We start from the raw sequence: 17,735 nt of genomic DNA on the forward strand, positions 1-17,735 counted from the left end.
CCCCCACACAATCCCCAGAAACCGCCCAGGGCCCCTGCACCTCGCCCTGATAGCTTCGTTCCCTGTCGCACACGTCGTACCCCGGGGGGGAACCAACCGTGGCCCGCAGCGCCCTCACGACCACCGCCGCCACCTTCACCGCGACAGCGGCCCTGCTACTGACCGTCTGCGGCGGAGGCGGCGACGACGCGTCGTCGGACGACATCAAGGGGGCGGGGACGGGGGCGAGCAGCTCCGCGCCGTCGGCTACGGCATCCTCAGCGACGCCGCCCGGCGTCGAGCGACCGGTGATCAAGCTTCCCAGTAGCTTCCAACTGACCTTCCAAGACTGGACGAGCAGCGACGCTCGACAACAGGCCGTACTCAACGACGCCAAGGAAGAGCTCCGGGCCGGGTACGCCGCGATCATCGCCAACGATCCCGACAGCGAAGCCGTCGCCTTCTACGACACCGACTCCGGCCGCTCGCAGAGCAAGAAGTGGATCAAGTCGTACACGGACAAGAACGTGACGGTGATCGGCAAGCTCCCGGTCTTCGACCCCAAGGTCACCGTGCTCGACGGCGGCACGACGGCGTCTCTCGGTTACTGCACGGACGAGAGTGAGGCGTACACCAAGCACCGGAAGACCGGCAAGGTCGAAGGGAATCCCGCGGACATGGATCCCGAGGTGTACTACCTGGTCACGCTCAGGAAGAGCAGCCAGGGCGTGTGGCAGAACGCGTCCGTCCGTTCGGAGCGGGGCGAGTGCGCGAAGTGAGGGCTCGTTACAAAGGGCTGCCCCTGCTCACAGCGTCACTGGTCACCGCAGTCTGCTGTTCAGCTCCTGCCCACGCCTTCGGCGGCTCCGGCACGAGAGGCGAAGCCGAGGGCAGTGAACTGACCGCCTCGGCACAGCACACCAGCATCAAGATCACGCAGGTGAGTGGCCCTACTGGCGGGCGGCGGGGCAACCTGGCGTCGACCGACGTCAACTGGGAGCCCCCACCCTGCTGGTACGAACCCGTATTCACGCCCGAACAACTGAAGGACTTCGCGGAGACCGACGGTGGCGGTGACGTCAGTCTCCGCCAGGGGTGGTACGGATCCGAACTGTGGACCGACCACTTCAAGGACGGCAAGGCCGCCACCAACTACTTCGGCACCCCGTCGTCCGTGAAGGGCTACAAGGACTACAACCTCGGAGAGAAGGGGTTCTTCTGGCGCGGAGTCGCCCCGAGCCTCTCCGCTCTCGACGACACGTCCCTCTGCAACAGACTCATGTTCTGGCAGGACGCCGGCGAGATCCCCGATGTGCCGAACGCTCCGACCCCGGAGATCCTCGCCGAGTACGCCTACGACAAGGTCGAGGTTCCCGAGACCGAGGTCGAGCTGAAACCCCAGACCAAATCCACCGTCAACCTCCCCACCTGGGTCTGGCTGGACAAGGGCACGTTCAAGGACGTCAAGGTCCGCGCTGAACTGCCCAACACGGGCCTGTGGGCCGAGACGACCGCGAAGCCCGTCGCCCTCCACCTGGAACCCGGCACGGACGACGCGGAGACCTTCCCCGCCTCCGGCGACTGCGAGATCAACGCCGACGGCTCCATCGGCACGCCGTACACGAAGGGCAAGGCCGACGAGACCCCGCCGTGCGGCATCCGCTACCTCCGCGCCTCGAACGGCGAGCCGTACCAGCTGGAGGCATCGGTCACCTGGGAGATCTCCTGGGAGGGCAACGGCGGTGCCGCGGGCGACCTGCCGGACGGCACCTTCGAGACGACGCAGGACATGGAAGTCCAGGAGATCCAGTCCATCAACCGCTGAACAGATCCTCGGCCCGCTCCACCGTCATCGCGCGCCGGGCCAGGACTTCGAGCTGGTCGAGGTCGTAGCAGTCGAGCACGCGCTCCCGCAGAGCGAAGCACACGGGAATGTCCCGCCACTCCAGGATGCGGAGCGTCATCGCGGCACGTGCCTCGATCCGGCCCTCCACCCGGCCCTCCTCGCGCACCTGCTCAGCCACCGGGTTGTCGAAGAAGTAGCGAATCTTCCTAGGCACGAGCCTCTCCCTCCGCGAACGGATAGTCACGCGAGCCCAGCAACGGAATCCGCAGCACGTTCTGCTACGCACTCAGTGCAGCGCCTCGTGCGACGAGCCGACCATCAGTTCCGCTCCGGTACGACGCGATCAACGCGCTACGCCGCGACAAGGTCACACCACACGTACTTGCCCCGGTTCCCGCCCCTGGCCAGCGGCTGCCACCCCCACACGTCCGCGCACGCCCGCACGAGCGCGAGCCCCCGCCCCTCCTCCGCATCGACGAGCGCCTCCGCCCTCCCCGGCGGCTCGGGCGGTTCCGGGTCGGCGTCCCATGCCCCGATCCGCAGCACGCCGGCCGCCCACCGCACCCGGAGCGCGGCGGGACCTTTGGTGTGCCGTACGGCATTGGAGACCAGCTCGGTCGCGAGCAACTCGGCGGTGTCCACGAGGCGGATCAGGCCGTGCATGGTGAGGATCAGCCGGAGGGTGCGGCGGCAGACGGTGACGGCGCGCAGGTCGTTCGGGATGTAGAGGGTGTACTCCCAGGGGGCGGCCGGGTCGGTCGGCGGGATTTCGGGCATGACTGAACTCCACTCGACGAAGGGGACGGTGACCGGTGGCATCGCCGCGCCGTCAGGGCATGACGAAACGGTGCACTTCCGGCGCCAGGCAATGCCGCACTGTGTGCGTCACGTCACCGACGGTATTTCCTAGTTTTAGGAAGTTGCAAGCGGCTGCCGTATTCTGACGCTCGAACGAGGTACTTGAGCCGAGTAGTTGGAACCAGGAGGCGTCGGTTGCCGCCGAAGAGGCATCTCACGGCCCGCAGGGTGCGATTGGGCGCTGAGCTGCGCAAACTGCGCGAGGCGATGGGCATGAAGTCCAAGGAAGCAGCCGAGCTGCTAGGAGCCGACTCGGTCCAGATGAGCCAGATCGAGTCCGGGGTCGCGGGTGTGAGCGCCCAACGGGTACGTCGTCTGGCCGCTCACTACGCCTGCACGGACGAAGGACTGATCGAGGCCCTCGTGGCCATGGCGACCGACCGCACCCGTGGATGGTGGGAGGAGTACCGAGGCGTGCTGCCTCCGGTGTTCTCGGACACCGCCGAAGTCGAACACCATGCGACGGCTCTGCGCGAGATCGTGATCACGCATGTTCCTGGCCTGCTTCAGACCGCCGACTACGCCCGCGCTGTGTACACGTACATGATGCCGGGGCTGCCCGGAAGCGAACTGATCCCACGGGTGGAGCACCGAATGCGACGGCGCTCGGTGATTGAGGGTGACGACCCGACACCGTACGAGACGATCATCCACGAGTTCGCCCTACGGGTCCGAGTGGCCGACCGTCAGGTGGCTCAGGCACAGCTCCGCCAGGTCCTGGAACGGATCGAAGCGGGTCACGCCACCGTACGCGTCATCCCCACCGCCCAGGACGGTTTCGCCGGTGCCGACGCCTCGATGATGCACGCCTGTGGACCCGTGGCCCAGTTGGACACCGTGCTCCGTGACTTCCCCACCGGGACAGCCTTCATCGACGCGGAACCGCAACTGAAGCAGCTTCGAACACTGTTCCGTAAGGTGGAGAAAGCGTCGCTGGCCCCTGCGGCGTCGCGAGACTTCATCCACCGCTTGGCGAAGGAACTTTGAGGCGCGTCATGACTGAGACCGTGAGTTGGCGGAAGTCCTCGTACTCCGGCGGTGGTGACGGCAACACCTGCGTGGAGATAGCAACTCTGCGAACCCGCGTCGCGATACGCGACTCGAAGGACCCGTCCAAGGGCATGGTGACCGTCCCGGTCGGATCCTTCACCGCCCTCGTCCAGAGCCTCAAGACGGTCTCCACCTGATCTCGCCCCACCCAGCACACGATGCGACAGCACATGCGATAAGTTCGTACGCGCGTTCCAAGCGGTAGGCATCGCACGTGTACGGGGGAGAACACGGTGTCGCACAGGCCGACGGACTGGCATGTACTGGACCTGGAGAAGGATCCGACGCCGGGCGACCCGGACCGCATTCGCAAACTCGCCGGCACCCTGCACGACTTCGCCGACGACGTGTCCGACGTCCTGCGCGACCTCAAGGGCATCGCCAAGGAGGAGGAGATCCTCTCCTGGGCGGGCAAGACGGCGGACGTGTTCGCCGAGGAGTTCGAGGACGCCCCGAAGAAGCTGCGCAAGCTGAAGAAGTCGTACGACCTGGCCGGAGACGCGCTGGCCACCTTCTGGCCCGATCTCCAAGACGCACAGGAGAAGGCCGACAAGGCGCTGCGCGACGGCCGCAAGGCCCGCGAGGAACTCACCACCGCGCAGACGGCGTTGTCGGGAGCCAACGACTGGGTCCGCACCGCGACCGAGAAGGTGGACTCCTACGACCCCGCCAAGAACGGCGGCAAGGACGTCCCGAAACCGGATGAGGCCGACGTCCGCCGCGCCACTCGCGACGCCCAGCACGCGAACGCACGCCAGGCCGCGGCCGAACGGAACGTCGAGAGCGCGCAGAGTGCCCTGGACGCTGCGAAGAAACTGGCCGGTCAGGCCAAGGGCCTCCGCGAAGAGGCGGCCCGACGGACGGTGACCAAGCTCAAGGAGGCCTCCGACGCCGGTATCCCGAACCGGCACTGGTGGGAGGAGATCGGCGACTGGGTCTCCGACCACTGGGACGAGATCGTCACCATCTGCAAGTGGGTCGTGGCCATCGCCGGGATCATCGTGATGATCGTCGGTGGACCGCTGGGGTGGTTGGTCTTCGCGGCGGCGCTTGTGGTGATGGCCGACACGATAAGAAAAGTCATCAAAGGCGAAGCCGGTTGGGGCGATCTTCTGTGGGCGGCCCTGGACTGCATTCCGGCCACAAAGGGTTTCACCAGCCTGGCCAAACTGGGGAGACTGTGGAAGACCGGGGGGCTCAAGGCGCTCGGTGGCGGCGCCATGAGAGGAATTGGCGGCGGACTGAAGAACACCGCCAACTCCCTCCGCAGTGTTGGAAACCGAATATCCTACGAAGGCGGGAAGTTTCTCAACGGCCTGCGCGCGGCCAGGTCTGCCGCACCGGAATTGGCCGCTGTGCGGGTCAGTCCCGGCGGAGCACTGGCCGTGGGCGGCGGCAATCCCATGGACATCGCCTCCCGGGTGGCGGCCTTCCAGCAGGGCACGACCTCCTATGTCAAGGAGATCAAGCTCACAGCGAATCGCTGGCCCGAGTCGGCCCAACACATCAAAGATGCGCAGGAAGGCAAGATCTGGCGGGGCGACCGTATGACGGAAGGCGAGCCCAAGCCCGATGTCCTGACCATCGACCGCGCGGGCGCGGACGCCAACCGCGAGGATTCGCTGAGAGGAATACCGGCCCGGGGCGGGGAGAAACTGGACCGTGACGAGTACCCGCCGGCGATGTTCAAGGAGGGTGGCGATGGAGCAAGTGTGAAGTACATCGCCTCGGGCGACAATCAAGGCGCCGGCTCCAGTATGGGCAATCGTCTTCGCGGCCTGCCAGAGGGAGCTAAGATCAAAATAACCCCGACAGATCTGCCAGGAACCATATGAGTGCCGAATCCGAACCCTCACCGCTGCACAAGGCATATCGCGAAGACCGGCGCGAAGTCGTAGCGGAACTGATCGATCTCGCACGTTCACACACCACCACGACGGACCAGGCGGGCTCATTCGCCGCCTGTGCCATCGAGATCCTCTTCTGGCAGGACCGATTCACCGAGGCCGCCGATCTCGCCGAGGAAGTGATCCTCGCCAGGGGAGCGACCGGTCAATCGCTCACGCGCATGGATATTCCCTTCGACATGGCCCTTCTCGCTGCCGAGAAGTACGCCGGTGTGAAGGCCGCGCCGCGCATGCAACGGCTCCGCACAGGTGTGCCCGAGAAGAGCGTCCTGGGCCGTCGGCTGGCCTGGCTGGTCAAGGCGATGGCGGATCGCCCCCTGGAACGCCTGCTCGCCAGCCCTCAGACCTGCGGGGGCCCCTCTGCCGAGGTGACCGGTCCTGCCACCGGGCATTTGGGGCGCCCTTACGGGAACCTCGGCACGTCGGAGCGGCGCGTGCTGTGGGAGGCCGTACGCAACGCCAACCGGTTCGACCTCGGCCGGAACCTGCACGAGTTCGGCGAACCTCCCGTCTTCGAGAGCGCGCTGTGGCTCGCCGGTTGGTACCAGTACACGGGCTCCTCGTCCGACGCCGAGGAAGTACTCGTACGTGCTCTGGACGTCTGGCACCCCCTCGAGCTGTGGGACATCCTTCCCGAGGGACCTGTGCTCCAGCCCGTACTGCGCGAGGCGGTGACCGACCGCGTCCGGCACCATTACCTGACCCACCCCATCGAGCCAGTAGGGACAGCGCCGTGACGTCCGCTCTCACACAACTCCTGGACCGCGCCCGCGGGCCCCTGGGACCACGCGTTGAAGTCGACCTCGGCACTGAATCCGGTCCGCTGAAGGAGCTGGGCGACGTCCTGTCGCAGCTGAACGGATTCTTCGCCTACAACGCGGGACTGCAGGTCTTCCACGCCGGTCCGGAGGGCCTCGGCCCCGACCTGGTCACCTGGAACGACTCCGAGACGTGGAAGGCGACGTACGGCGGCCTGGCCGACCAGTCCTTCTGCTTCGCGCAGGACGTACTCGGAACGCAACACGCCATCGTGGGCGGGGACAGGATCCTGAGATTCGATCCGGAAACTGCGCACAGTACGGTCATCGGGTCCTCGCTGGAGGACTGGGCAGCGTGGGTCCAGGACGACCCGGCGGTCAACGCCACCGCAGGACTGGCCCTCGAGTGGCAACGGCAGAACGGCGCGCTGGAGCCGAACGAACGCCTGATTCCCCTGCAATTCTTCGTGGCCGGGGGTGGCTACGAATTCGACAATCTCGTGGTGAGAGACGGCGCTGCCGCCATGCGTGTCAGAGGCCCGGTCGCCCAGCAGATCAAGGACCTCCCGGACGGCGCGCACATCCGCCTGCACTTCGACTGATCGATCATGAGGTAGCCAGCAACAATGCCGGACGACATACCAACCGACGGGGCTTCGCCCATACCGGCGACGCCTTTCGGGTTCTCGCTTTCCGCCCCCGCGTCGTGGTGGGAGTTCGACATCCGCCCAGAGGGGCGGGAGGCGACCATCCGGGGCCTGGTCGACGAGCGGGTCCGCGAGATTCCCGAGCTGGCGCCTTACCGCCCTGATCTGACCACCATGCTCCGAAGCATGGCCAAGGACGCCCACGACTCCGGTGCTCTCTACATGGTCTCCATGGCCGAGAACTTCGACGGCGTCCCGCTCTCCGCCACTGTCACCGTGTCCGTCATCGGCGCCCGAAACAAGCAGGGCGTCACCCTCTCCACCGACCCACGGGCCATCGCCGAGAGCCTCCGTACGATCACCCCTCGACGCGAGGGCGACGCCTGGCGCAAGGTCACGACCGTGGACGTCCCCGAAGTCGGTACGGCCGCGCGGACGTACGGCGTCGAGGACGTGCCCGTCGCTCAGGGCGACAGTCGTACCCTGCGTATGGTGCTGACCCAGACGTACATCCCCGTCCCTGGAACCAACGCCCAGGTCGTGCTCGTCTCCGGGGCCAGCCCGGTGTTGGACCTCGCCGAGGCGTTCCACGACATCTTCGATGCCGTGACCAGCACCTTCCGTTTCGTCTGACCTGATCCGCAGAGAGGAACTCCGAGCCATGGGCAAGAGCGACCTCGCACTGCCGTTGACCGAGCTGGAGGACTACGGGCGCCGCCTGCGCTCGCTCAAGACGCGGCTGAACCACACCAAGAAGCTCTTCGAGTCGTACAAGGACGACATCGGCGACGGCAGCGTCAACGACGCCCTCGGCGACTTCGAGTCAAACTGGGAGGACGGCCGCGAGGACATCACCCAGCAGCTCGACGCGCTCGGCGACATGTCGGACGCCGTCGTCCGCGAGTTCAAGAAGCTCGACGACGAGCTGACGAAGCAGGTCAACGAGGCCGTGAAGACGGAGGACAAGCGGGGCGGGAAGTAAGGGCGGTCGTCGGCGGAGCACGATGGGAGTCGCTTCGTCGACTACCTCCGGCCGGAACGGCCCGGCGTAGACCGCAGCCCCTCGGCAGGCCCGGGTTCGGCGCCGGTGGACCGGAGTCCGACAGCCGGTCGCGGTTCACAGCCTCCTCCAGCACTCTCCAGTCCCTTCCGTACCATGACTAACCCAACACGCTCGCGGAAGGACTCTCGATGGAAGCGCTGTCGCCCGACGACGTCCGGGAGATAGCCGGTTACCGACTGCGTGCGCGCCTGGGTGAGGGCGGCATGGGGGTCGTGTACCTGTCGCACACCCGTGGTGGGCAGCCGGTGGCCCTGAAGGTCGTACGGCGGGACTACGCCCAGGATCCTGAGTTCCGCAAGCGTTTCACCCACGAGGTGGCCGCGGCCCGCCGTGTGCAGGGGCCCTACACCGCGCCCGTCCTCGACAGTCTGACCGACGGGCCCGAGCCATGGCTCGCCATCGGTTACGTTCCCGGTCCCTCCCTGGCCTCCGCGGTGTACCAGCACGGCCCGCTGCCCCTGCGTACGGTGCTGCAACTGGTCGCGGGCATCGCAGAGGCGCTGCAGACCATCCACGCGGCTGGTGTCGTCCACCGTGACCTGAAGCCGTCCAACGTGCTGCTGGCCTCGGACGGTCCACGCGTCATCGACTTCGGGATCGCCCGCGCGGCCGACACGACCGCGCTGACCGGTACGGACGTACGACTCGGCACACCCGCGTACATGGCTCCGGAACAGGCCATGGGCGGTGACGTCACACCGGCCCTGGACGTCTTCGCGCTCGGGCTCGTCGCCTACTTCGCCGCGACCGGACGCCATCCCTTCGGGGAGGGGTCCTCGCCCGCGCTGCTCTACCGGATCGTGTCCAACGAGCCGGATCTGACGGCCTGCCCCGGCGAGTTGCGCGGCCTCGTCGCCGCCTGCCTGGCCAAGGAGGCGAGTGCGCGGCCGACGCCGGCGCAGGTCGTCGAGGCGTGCCACACACTGGCGGGGACGGATGGGCTGGCTCGCCACGAGGGCTGGTGGCTGCCGACGCCTGTGGCCCGGCAGATCGCCCAGCAGGAGCAGACGTTGCGTTTGTACGCGGCCGCAGGCCCGTCCCCGTCTCCGTCTCCGGCCGATGCAGTCCCGCCTGTCCCCACTCAGCCCGGCCTGCCGCCTCGCGACGCCTTCGCCGCCGCGGCCCCCACACGGCCCGCGAACTCCCCCGCCGGGGCGTTCCTGGCCTCGGCGCCCACCGCGCCGTCCCAGCCTCCGCACCCCGCACCGGGCACGTCGTCCGGGCGCCGGCGTGGCCCGCTGCTCGCCGCGGTCGCCGTCATCGGGGTCCTCGCGATCGGCGGGGGCTCGGTCGCCGCGTACCAGCTCCTGGCGGACGACGGCTCCGGGAACGACGGTACGGCGTCCGGCGGCCCCTCCGGCCCGTCCTCCTCCGCCTCCGTGGCGGCCGACGGCGCGGTCGGACGGGATCCCGGGGCGGGTGCGTCGGCGACTGAGGAGATGCCGAGGTCGGAGCCGGGGTGGCAAGTCAGCGTGCGGAACAAGAACCTGGTTCTGAGGGCGCCCCAGTACATCGAGAACGCCCAGGACGTCGGCTCCGGCACGCTCTGCAGTCCCTCCGACGTCACCACGCTGGACGTCAACGACCTCTCGCTGAAGACCAACGGGTCCTACGTCCCGACGTCGGGCGGCTGGCTGACGTACACCGACTGTCCGGACCCGATCAAGCTGAACGGCATCCGCCTCGCCGACGACGGAGGCTCGTTCGGCACCACCACCGAACGCCGCCCCACTCCGACGGCCTGCCGCGACGCGGCCCGTGCCGCCACGCTGCCCAATCCGATCCCGCTCAGCAGCATCAGGGACGACTCGGTCCTCAAGGCGGGCACCGCCCTCTGCATCGAATCCAGCGACGGTGCGCTCAGCCACCTGTGGATCACCAAGGTCAACGAGGAGAGCGCGGAGAACGACAACCTGCGTACCTACGTCATGACCGCCACCCAGTGGAAGCCCGAGTGACCGTGGCTCCGGCACGGCCTTGACCTCAGCGGTTGACCGACTGGATCTCCTGCACCGTCACGTCCTGCGTCGCGCCGAACGTGCCCTCCGGGAGGTCGCCGCCCTCGCCCGTGGTGCTGGTCCACGAGATGTTCCAGGTGACGGTCGCCTGCAAGGGGTACGAGCCGTCGGAGCCGGAGGCGCGGAGGTAGGTGACGCCGCAGGGTGGGGTGTCGTCCGCCTTGCCCTTCGCGTACGGCTCGCCGATGCTGCCGTCGGCGTTGATCTCGCAGTCGCCGGACGCGGGGTATGTCTGGGCGTCGCTCGTGCCCGGGTCGATGTGCAGGGAGACGGGCTCGGCGGTGGTGGTCGCGGAGAGACCCGTGCCGGGGAGGCTGGCCGTGACCGAGATCTTCTTGAATTTGGCCTTGTCCAGCCAGATCCAGGTGGGGAGGTTGACCTTCGTCGTCCCGGTCGGCTTCATCTCGATCTCGGTTCCGGGGACCGGGAGTTCGTCGTAGGCGTACTCGGCGAGAACCTGGGGGGTGAGAGCGAGAGGCTCGTCGGGTGTTTCGGCATCGCCGACCCAGAACGGCGGTTTGTCGCAGGCGCTGGCTTCAGGGTCGTCCTTGCGATTGGGGTTGACCGCGGCCGCCCAGAACATGCCCTCGCCCTGCTTGTCGAGGTTGTAGTCGTTGTACGGGTGGCCGTCCTTGTACCGGTGGTCCAGAGTGTCGCCGACAAAGTCCCCGACGCCCCCGATGAGCGGCACACCATCAATGCTCCGCCACAACTTGACGGTCTTCTCGATCTGCTTCGGGGAGAAGGCGGGCTCGTACCAGCAGGCCGGAGGCGTCCAGTTGCTGTCAGCGGACGAGAGGGTGCCCGATTTGGCGGTGCTGCTGTTCCCGTTGACTGTGGTCTGCACCTTGGTCTGGACGTACATGGTGCGCCCGTTGCGGCCGCCCTCGGCGTCCTTGCTCTTGCCGCTCGTGGTCGTGCGGTCTGCCCAGGCGAGCGGCGCGGCCTGCATCGTGACCAACAGAGCGACGGCAGTGCCCAGCGTTGCGGACCTGGCGACGCGGTTCACGGCTGGCAGACCTCACTCCCACGCTCCGAAGTGCTCTTGGTCGTTTGCCAGACGCCCTTGGCGTTCTTCCTCAAGCGGTCGTTGTAGAGGACGTACGAGTTTTTGGTCGCCTCCGTGACATTGACCTTCCCGCTCTTGATGTCCTTGGTGTAGCCCTTGGACTCGTCGGCGCAGTAGGTCAGTCCGGCCGAGCCGTCCTTGCTGAACGTCACCTTGCGGTCGGAGTAGCGGACCGTACCCGTCACAGTGACTCCGTCCTTGACGAAGCCGGTGATCCACTCCACAGAGCCGATGTAGGCCGAGTCCTTGCTGTAGAAGGCCACGGACTCGGACTTGGGGTTCTGCTTGCCGATCGCCTCGTCAATGGCACGGAGGTACTCGGCGTTGTCCTTCAGCACGGCATCCACCTTGGCGTCCCCTGTGGCTTCCGGCGCGAAGACCAGACTGTCACCCTCTGGCAGGGTCACCTCCGGCCGGTCGATGCCGTCATCGGTGGCCGTTGGTGACGGCGACGCGGACGCCGAAGCCCCCGTGTCCGCGCCCGCGATCTTGTCCTTGGCCGAGTCCTCGGTCTCGGAGCCGCCGCAGCCGGACAGCAGCAGCGCCACCGCTGTCGTCAGGGTGGCTGCGGCTGCCGTCGTACGTGTGCGCATGGGAGTGGTACCTCCGTTGGTGGGGGGGATGGGGAGCGGGCAGAGGCGGGGGCGTCGGGTCAGCCCACCTCGTTCTCCGCCACCGCCTGACCGTGGACGACCACGTCGCCGCCGTAGAACATCCCCGTGAAGACCGGGGAGTAGGTGAGCCGGACCTCGACCTGCACCTGCTCGGCGTCGGCCGTCACGCAGTGCGTCGCGGCGATGTCCTGGCCGGCCATGTCCATCTCCGCGGCGAAGGCCTTGACCCTCGCGTCGCAGTTCTCGTAGTTGATGGGGGCGGGGCCGCCCACGTCGTCGTAGAGGGCCTCGCGGTCGATGTCCTGGGCGGCGTAGCGGGCGGCCTGTTCGGCGATGTCCGCGGCGCGTTCGCGCTTGGAGATGGACATGCCCCCGTCGATGACGAAGGCGGAGAGGGCGAGGAAGACCAGGGCGAAGATGATGACCGCGCCGGCACCCGAGCCGCGGTCGTCCAGCCGGGCGTGCCGGTCCGCGAGCCACTCGCGTGCGAGGGATCTCACGCCGTCCTCCGGTACGGGTCCAGCGGGGAGCTGAAGCTCGCCGAGAGGGTGGTGGGGATGTCGAGGCCGATCATCGCCAGGCCGCGTACCTCGCAGCTGACCTCGACCGTGAAGAGGGTGTCCGGTTCGAAGCCTTCGCTCTTCTGGACGACCGAGACCGGGCCGGAGCAGACGCCCTCCAGGTTGGCCGCCGCGGCCTTCTTGGCCTCCGCGATCGCCGTGCCGTGGTCCTTCTGGATCGAGCCCGCGCGTGCCGCGTCCCGGGCCGCGCCGTCGAGAGCGCCGCGGCCGTCGACCAACTGGCCGAAGGCCACCAGGACGAGGATGAAGAGGATCATCACCGGGGCCAGGATCACCACCTCGATGGTGGACAGGCCCCGGTCCGTGTCGTCGGTGCGCCACGGGCGGGCGATTGCCGTGCGGGAGACGCGGTCGTCCATCTAGTTCTCCCCCTCCTGCACGAACCGCTCCACCGGCCCCACCGACTGCGCGTGCACCGTCAGGTCGAGCCCCGGGAACACCGTCGGGATACGGGCCGTGATCTCCACGCCGACCGTGTCCTGCTCCGGCTGGAGCATGGTCACGTCCGGCGCGACCACGAGCTGCGGGCCGAGTTGGCGGATGTAGCTGTCCACCACGTCCCGCGCCTCGCCCCGCCACGCGCCGGGCTGGTCGTGCGCCGTCGCGCGGGCCTTTCTCGCGCCCGCCTGGGCGGCGGCCTGGGCGACGTGGTCCGCGAAGAAGTACAACCCGAACTGCACCGTCGCGAAGATCATGAAGAACAGGATCGGCGTGAGGAACACGAACTCGATAGCGGTCATCCCGGAATCGCCGCGGGTGGCCGCCGCTTCACGTGCGGCCTCCACCCTGCGGCGCACCCGTCTGAGCACGTCTGCCGGCATCCCCGTGTACCCCGTACGTCCGAATCCGAGTCCGAGTCCGCTCAGCAGGTGCCGCTCGCGTCGGCGCCCTCGATGCACTCGCCGACCTTGGTGGCGCCCTTGTCCAGCGCCTGGCTGATGATGGCGGCCACCACGCCGACGATCGCGACGACGACCGCCGAGATGATGACCCACTCGACCGCGGACGCGCCGCGGTCCAGCTCGCCGGAGCGGGCACGCTCCACGCGGCCCTGCAGGAAGGTGACCAGGAAGTCCACGGCCGGGATGCCGGTGCGGAAGTTCCGTCCGTTCATGGTGAGTTGTCCTCTCGTGTCAGTTCTGGGAGCGAAGCGGCTCGGAGCTGCTGAAGCGAAGCTGAGAAAGCTGCGTCGAAAGCTGCGTCACACCTGAAACACCCGCATCGCCGCCGGATAGATCAGGAACACCAGGAACCCGGCGCACAGCAGGAGCTGGGCCACGAGCATCGACTGGGACTTCTCGCCCGCGCTGCCTTCGATCTCGGCGAGTTCGCGGTGCCGCATGGTCTCGGCGCGGGAGGCGAGTGACTCGCGGACCTTGGCTCCGTCGTCCGCCACCAGGGCGAGCGAGGCGGAGAGGTCCTTGAGCTCCTCGACGCCCAGGTCCTCGCCCAGCTGCCCCAGCGCCTGCCACTGGCTGGTGCCCGTGATGCGCGCGTCGGACAGGGCGTTGCGGATGCGGTGGGTCGCCCAGCCGTCCGACACCTCCGCCGCCGCCATCAGGGCTTCTGGCAGACCGCGTCCGCCGGCCAGGCTCATGGACACCAGGTCCAGGTACGCGCCGATCACGCGCCGCAGGTCACGGCGTTTGTCTGCGGCGTCCCGGCGTACCTCCAGGTCGGGGAGGAAGAAGAAGAGCGCCGCGCAGAGCAGGGCCAGCCAGACCGGGATGATCGGGCTGTCGCCGAAGCCCAGCTGCCAGACGATGGCGAACAGGAGCGGACCGAAGAACAGGCCGCCCACGGCCAGCAGCGCCTTCGTCGCCAGGAACTTCTCCCAGCTGCGGTCCAGCACCGCCAGGTCCGCGCGCAGCGACCGCAGTTCCCAGCCCTGCTGCATGTACAACTCGGCGACGCGTGCGCCGACCTGGGCGCGCAGCGAGCCGAGGCGGCTGGTGTCCTTCGCCACGCGGGTCGACTCGTACGCCGCCCCCCGTGCCCGCATCGCGTCGATCCGTGCGACCTGCTGGACCGGGCTCCGTCTGCTCGGCATCAGGGCGCGAACCAGGGCGTAGACGCCCAGGCCGATGACGGCGCCGACCAGTACCGGCATTGTCAGGTTCATCGTCGTACCCCCTCGTCCCCAGACGCCTGCGGCGGCTGGGACGGTTGCGGCAGCCGCTGCGCGGGCTGGCCCGGCTGACCGGGCCGGCCCGACTGACCCGGTGTGCGGGGGCGCACGAACTGCACGTCGGAGCCGTCCCGGACCAGGAAGCGGTCGGGCGTCTCGATGGTCGACAACTTACGCATCCACCAGAACCCCAGCGCGAACAGCCCGCACACACAGGCCAGTACGAGCTGGCCCACGGGCGAGCCGTACGGCTCGACGAAGTCCCGGTTGAAGATGGACAGGCCGAGGACGAAGAGGACCGACACCGCCACGACGATCTGGACGGAACGGCGGGTCGAGGCGCGCTGGGCCATCACGCGCTGGCGCATGTCGACCTCCTCGCGCGCCGACTTGGCGAGCGCGCCGAGCACCTGGCGCAGGCCCGGGCCGCGCAGCCGCGCGTTGAGGATCAGCGCGGCGACGATGATGTCGGCGGAAGCGTCGTCGATCTCGTCGGCGAGGTGCTGGAGCGCCTCGGGCAGCGGCGTGCGGGAGCGCAGCCGGTCGACCAGGGCCTCCAGGTGCGGGCGCAGGACCGGGGCGGCGGCGCGGGCCGAGGCCGGGATGGCCTGCTCCAGGCCGACCGCGCCCGCGATGGTGTCGCGCAGCGACTCCGTCCAGGAGGCGAGGGCCTCCACCCGCTTCATGGCGGCGCGTTCCTCGGCGGCGCCGCCGAAGAGACGGTCCCAGAAGAAGACGAGGATGCCGGCCGCGATGCCCAGCACCGCCCAGCGGGTGAGGAGCAGGACGACGAGGCCGACGATGGCCGCCAGGGAGCCGCGCCGGCCCGCCCAGCGGATCAGTTCGTTGGCCCGCTCGCTGGCCTGGCGCTTCTCGTGCTCGGGCTTGGCGGGCAGTCCGCGTACGGCGATAAGGAGGAGGGCGAGTCCGCCGCCGACGGCGACGCCACAGCCGAGCGCGTACAGGACCGTGGTGGAGAACAGGCCGCCCATGGAGCTGAGCGAGTCCAGCGCGGCCAGGGTCGTGGGCTTCGTCATTTCCGTCACCCCCACGTTCCGTTGGGCCGGTAGCCGTAGGCGATGAGTTCCTCCAGGCAGGCTATGGGGGCGTGCGGTACGACCCGGCCGTCGGGCGTCTCCGCGAAGACCTCGCTGGACAGCACGCGGCCGTCGACGCCGTTCACCTCGCGGACCGAGGTGACCATGCGCTGGAGCCGTCCGCCGCTCTGGAAGTTGTTGCGCCGCTGGATGAAGACGACGAAGTTGACGGCGCCGGCCACCAGCATCTGGCTGGCCTCGATCGGCAGCCGCTCCGTGGCCTGGAGGGCGTACGTCGAAATACGGTTGAAGACCTCGTGCGAGCTGTTGGCGTGGATCGTGGACAGCGAGCCGTCGTTGCCCTGTGACATCGCGTTCAGCATGGTCACGATCTCGTCGCCGAGCACCTCACCGACGATGACGCGGGAGGGGTTCATACGGAGGGAACGGCGGACCAGTTCCGCCATGCTGATCGTGCCCTGGCCCTCGGAGTTGGGCAGCCGCTCCTCGAACGCCACCACGTTGGGGTGGAGGTCGGGGAAGGTGTCGAGGCCGAGCTCCAGGGCTCGCTCGACCGTGATGAGCCGCTCGTGCGGGGGGATCTCGTTGGCGAGGGCGCGCAGCAGCGTCGTCTTGCCGGCGTTCGTGGCGCCCGCGATCATGATGTTCTTGCGGGCGCGGACCGCGCAGGCCAGGAAGTGGCCGAGTTCGGGGGCGAGGGTGCCGTTGCCGACCAGGTCGGAGATGAAGACCTTGCCCATGCGCGCGCGGCGGATGGACAGCGCCGGGCGACGGGCGACGTCCATGACCGCCGACAGACGCGAACCGTCCGGCAGTCTGAGGTCCAGCTGCGGGTTGGCGGAGTCGAAGGGGCGGGACGACAGACCCGAGTAGGCGCCGAGGATCTGGATCAGCTCGATGAGCTCCTCATCGGTCTCGGCGACCGGCTCGCCGCGCTCCTCGCGCCCGTCGGAGTAGCCGACGAAGACGTGGTCGCAGCCGTTGATGTCGATGTTCTCGACCTCGGGGTCGTCGAGGAGCGGCTGGAGCCGCCCGACGCCGAACAGCGCGGCGTGCACGGCGGCGGCGTACTGCTCCTCCGTCTCCGCGTCCAGCGGCGTACGCCCGGCGTTGATCTCGGCGCGGGCGTACTCCTCCAGGATCTGCGCGATGACGGCGCGCGCGTACTGCCGCTCGTCCTCGGTGGACATCGGCGTGACGCCGCTGACCTGGTCCTGACGGCGCTGCTCGGAGATGCGGTCGCCGGCGTCCTGCCGGAACCGCTTGACCAACGAGTGGTCGACAGCGGTCATCGGCCGGCCCCCGCGTGGCCGGTCATGCCGGTGCCGGCGGGTCCGGTGGGCACGGACCAGGCGGCGCCGAACTGCTGGTACAGGTCCGAGGTGACCTTACGGGCGGAGCGGATGAGTAGCGACTTCTCCAGCCGCCCGCGCTTGCGTCCGGCCAGCTGGTCGGCGCCGGCCGGGTCGTCGGCGATCGTGCCGACCACGCGGGCGCCGGTCTGCGCGTGCACGAGCATGTCGTTGACCTGGCCCGAGAGCTTGGCGGCGTTGTTCGTGTCGGCGACGAGCACGACGCCGATCATCGGCATGCCGAGGCTCGCGGCGCCGCGCGGGCCGCCGTGCAGCTTGGCGGAGAGGGCGGCGGCGCGGTCGCGGACGCGGGCGATGGCCTCCGGCTCGGTACGGGAGATGAGGAGTACGAGCGCGGCGTGCGGGAACAGTTCCGCGGCCGGGGTGTCCCCGCTGACGCGGCCGCAGTCGGCGATGACGTCGGCGGGCGCGTTCGGGGAGTCGGCGAGGGAGGCGAAGGCCCGGCCGAGGGTGGGCCACAGGCCCGCGAGACCGGCAGCCTGCTCGGAGTTGCCGAGGCCGACGAGGACTTCGAGGCCGCCGCTGAGTGGCTGTACGTGGTCCCAGAGCTGGTCGGGCACGAGGCCGCGCCGCGCGGTGGCGGCGATCGACAGCATGCCGGTGTTGGGGTTGAGCGGACCGCCGTGCGCGGCTGCGGACCGGTACACCAGGTCGCCGCCCGCCGGGTCGGTCTCGGCGAGCAGGACGCGGCGCGGCCAGACCGCCGCGAGGGCGACGGCCGCGGTGGTGACGCCGGGGGAACCCTTGTCGGCGGCGAGGGCGATGAGGGCCATGGCTGCGGGGGTC

22 protein-coding genes are annotated in these 17,735 nt (G+C 68.7%); 10 read left to right on the forward strand and 12 right to left on the reverse strand.

The window, feature by feature from the left end:
* The first annotated feature begins 98 nt into the window (after positions 1-98).
* On the forward strand, positions 99-758 hold the full coding sequence (locus RI578_RS16765; protein WP_310871825.1) for a hypothetical protein: 660 nt from the start codon (positions 99-101) through the stop codon (positions 756-758).
* A 23-nt stretch (positions 759-781) separates the two neighbouring features.
* Complete coding sequence (locus RI578_RS16770) at positions 782-1,804, forward strand: hypothetical protein (RefSeq protein ID WP_399063118.1); 1,023 nt, start codon at positions 782-784, stop codon at positions 1,802-1,804.
* Here RI578_RS16770 and RI578_RS16775 read toward each other — a convergent pair.
* Positions 1,794-2,039 carry a hypothetical protein gene (locus RI578_RS16775; protein WP_310871826.1) on the reverse strand — a complete coding sequence of 82 codons (246 nt, stop codon included), beginning with the start codon at positions 2,037-2,039 and terminating at the stop codon, positions 1,794-1,796. The genes RI578_RS16770 and RI578_RS16775 overlap by 11 nt on opposite strands.
* 137 nt (positions 2,040-2,176) lie before the next feature.
* Positions 2,177-2,602, reverse strand: a complete 426-nt coding sequence (locus RI578_RS16780; protein ID WP_310871827.1) for an ATP-binding protein — start codon at positions 2,600-2,602, stop codon at positions 2,177-2,179.
* A gap of 216 nt (positions 2,603-2,818) precedes the next feature.
* Between RI578_RS16780 and RI578_RS16785 the strand changes: the two genes are divergently transcribed.
* From RI578_RS16785 to RI578_RS16820, 8 genes are all read left to right on the forward strand, one after another.
* Positions 2,819-3,670, forward strand: a complete 852-nt coding sequence (locus tag RI578_RS16785; RefSeq protein ID WP_310871828.1) for a helix-turn-helix transcriptional regulator — start codon at positions 2,819-2,821, stop codon at positions 3,668-3,670.
* An 8-nt stretch (positions 3,671-3,678) separates the two neighbouring features.
* The gene (locus tag RI578_RS16790; RefSeq protein WP_310871829.1) at positions 3,679-3,870 is read left to right on the forward strand and encodes a DUF397 domain-containing protein; all 192 of its coding nucleotides are present in this window, start codon (positions 3,679-3,681) and stop codon (positions 3,868-3,870) included.
* A gap of 96 nt (positions 3,871-3,966) precedes the next feature.
* On the forward strand, positions 3,967-5,568 hold the full coding sequence (locus tag RI578_RS16795; protein WP_310871830.1) for a putative T7SS-secreted protein: 1,602 nt from the start codon (positions 3,967-3,969) through the stop codon (positions 5,566-5,568).
* Complete coding sequence (locus tag RI578_RS16800; RefSeq protein ID WP_310871831.1) at positions 5,565-6,377, forward strand: hypothetical protein; 813 nt, start codon at positions 5,565-5,567, stop codon at positions 6,375-6,377. The genes RI578_RS16795 and RI578_RS16800 overlap by 4 nt, the downstream gene beginning before the upstream one ends.
* Positions 6,374-7,000: an SMI1/KNR4 family protein gene (locus RI578_RS16805; protein WP_310871832.1), complete on the forward strand. Its 627-nt coding sequence runs from the start codon at positions 6,374-6,376 to the stop codon at positions 6,998-7,000. Before RI578_RS16800 ends, RI578_RS16805 begins: the two co-directional genes overlap by 4 nt.
* A gap of 24 nt (positions 7,001-7,024) precedes the next feature.
* Positions 7,025-7,678, forward strand: coding sequence for a hypothetical protein (locus RI578_RS16810; protein ID WP_310871833.1), 654 nt, complete (start codon positions 7,025-7,027; stop codon positions 7,676-7,678).
* Between the two features lie 28 nt (positions 7,679-7,706).
* On the forward strand, positions 7,707-8,027 hold the full coding sequence (locus tag RI578_RS16815; protein WP_310871834.1) for a hypothetical protein: 321 nt from the start codon (positions 7,707-7,709) through the stop codon (positions 8,025-8,027).
* 209 nt (positions 8,028-8,236) lie between these two features.
* Positions 8,237-10,066, forward strand: coding sequence for a protein kinase domain-containing protein (locus RI578_RS16820; RefSeq protein ID WP_310871835.1), 1,830 nt, complete (start codon positions 8,237-8,239; stop codon positions 10,064-10,066).
* Positions 10,067-10,091: 25 nt separating this feature from the next.
* Here RI578_RS16820 and RI578_RS16825 read toward each other — a convergent pair whose 3' ends face one another.
* From RI578_RS16825 to RI578_RS16870, 10 genes are all read right to left on the reverse strand, one after another.
* The gene (locus tag RI578_RS16825; RefSeq protein WP_310875786.1) at positions 10,092-11,078 is read right to left on the reverse strand and encodes a hypothetical protein; all 987 of its coding nucleotides are present in this window, start codon (positions 11,076-11,078) and stop codon (positions 10,092-10,094) included.
* Between the two features lie 53 nt (positions 11,079-11,131).
* Positions 11,132-11,788 (reverse strand): hypothetical protein, encoded by a 657-nt coding sequence (locus RI578_RS16830; protein WP_310871836.1) that lies wholly within the window; start codon positions 11,786-11,788, stop codon positions 11,132-11,134.
* A 59-nt stretch (positions 11,789-11,847) separates the two neighbouring features.
* Complete coding sequence (locus RI578_RS16835) at positions 11,848-12,309, reverse strand: pilus assembly protein TadG-related protein (RefSeq protein WP_310871837.1); 462 nt, start codon at positions 12,307-12,309, stop codon at positions 11,848-11,850.
* Positions 12,306-12,749 (reverse strand): TadE/TadG family type IV pilus assembly protein, encoded by a 444-nt coding sequence (locus tag RI578_RS16840; RefSeq protein WP_310871838.1) that lies wholly within the window; start codon positions 12,747-12,749, stop codon positions 12,306-12,308. The genes RI578_RS16835 and RI578_RS16840 overlap by 4 nt, the downstream gene beginning before the upstream one ends.
* Positions 12,750-13,211, reverse strand: coding sequence for a TadE family protein (locus tag RI578_RS16845; RefSeq protein ID WP_210958045.1), 462 nt, complete (start codon positions 13,209-13,211; stop codon positions 12,750-12,752).
* 41 nt (positions 13,212-13,252) lie between these two features.
* A complete protein-coding gene (locus tag RI578_RS16850; RefSeq protein ID WP_007443864.1) occupies positions 13,253-13,504 on the reverse strand; it encodes a hypothetical protein in 252 nt (83 codons plus the stop codon).
* 87 nt (positions 13,505-13,591) lie between these two features.
* A complete protein-coding gene (locus tag RI578_RS16855) occupies positions 13,592-14,512 on the reverse strand; it encodes a type II secretion system F family protein (protein WP_310871839.1) in 921 nt (306 codons plus the stop codon).
* Positions 14,509-15,555 carry a type II secretion system F family protein gene (locus RI578_RS16860; protein WP_310871840.1) on the reverse strand — a complete coding sequence of 349 codons (1,047 nt, stop codon included), beginning with the start codon at positions 15,553-15,555 and terminating at the stop codon, positions 14,509-14,511. The genes RI578_RS16855 and RI578_RS16860 overlap by 4 nt, the downstream gene beginning before the upstream one ends.
* Positions 15,556-15,560: 5 nt before the next feature.
* A complete protein-coding gene (locus RI578_RS16865; protein ID WP_310871841.1) occupies positions 15,561-16,868 on the reverse strand; it encodes an ATPase, T2SS/T4P/T4SS family in 1,308 nt (435 codons plus the stop codon).
* On the reverse strand, positions 16,865-17,722 hold the full coding sequence (locus RI578_RS16870) for a hypothetical protein (protein ID WP_310871842.1): 858 nt from the start codon (positions 17,720-17,722) through the stop codon (positions 16,865-16,867). Before RI578_RS16870 ends, RI578_RS16865 begins: the two co-directional genes overlap by 4 nt.
* Positions 17,723-17,735: the final 13 nt, after the last annotated feature.

The organism is Streptomyces sp. BB1-1-1, assembly GCF_031597775.1.
Taxonomy (GTDB): domain Bacteria; phylum Actinomycetota; class Actinomycetes; order Streptomycetales; family Streptomycetaceae; genus Streptomyces; species Streptomyces thinghirensis.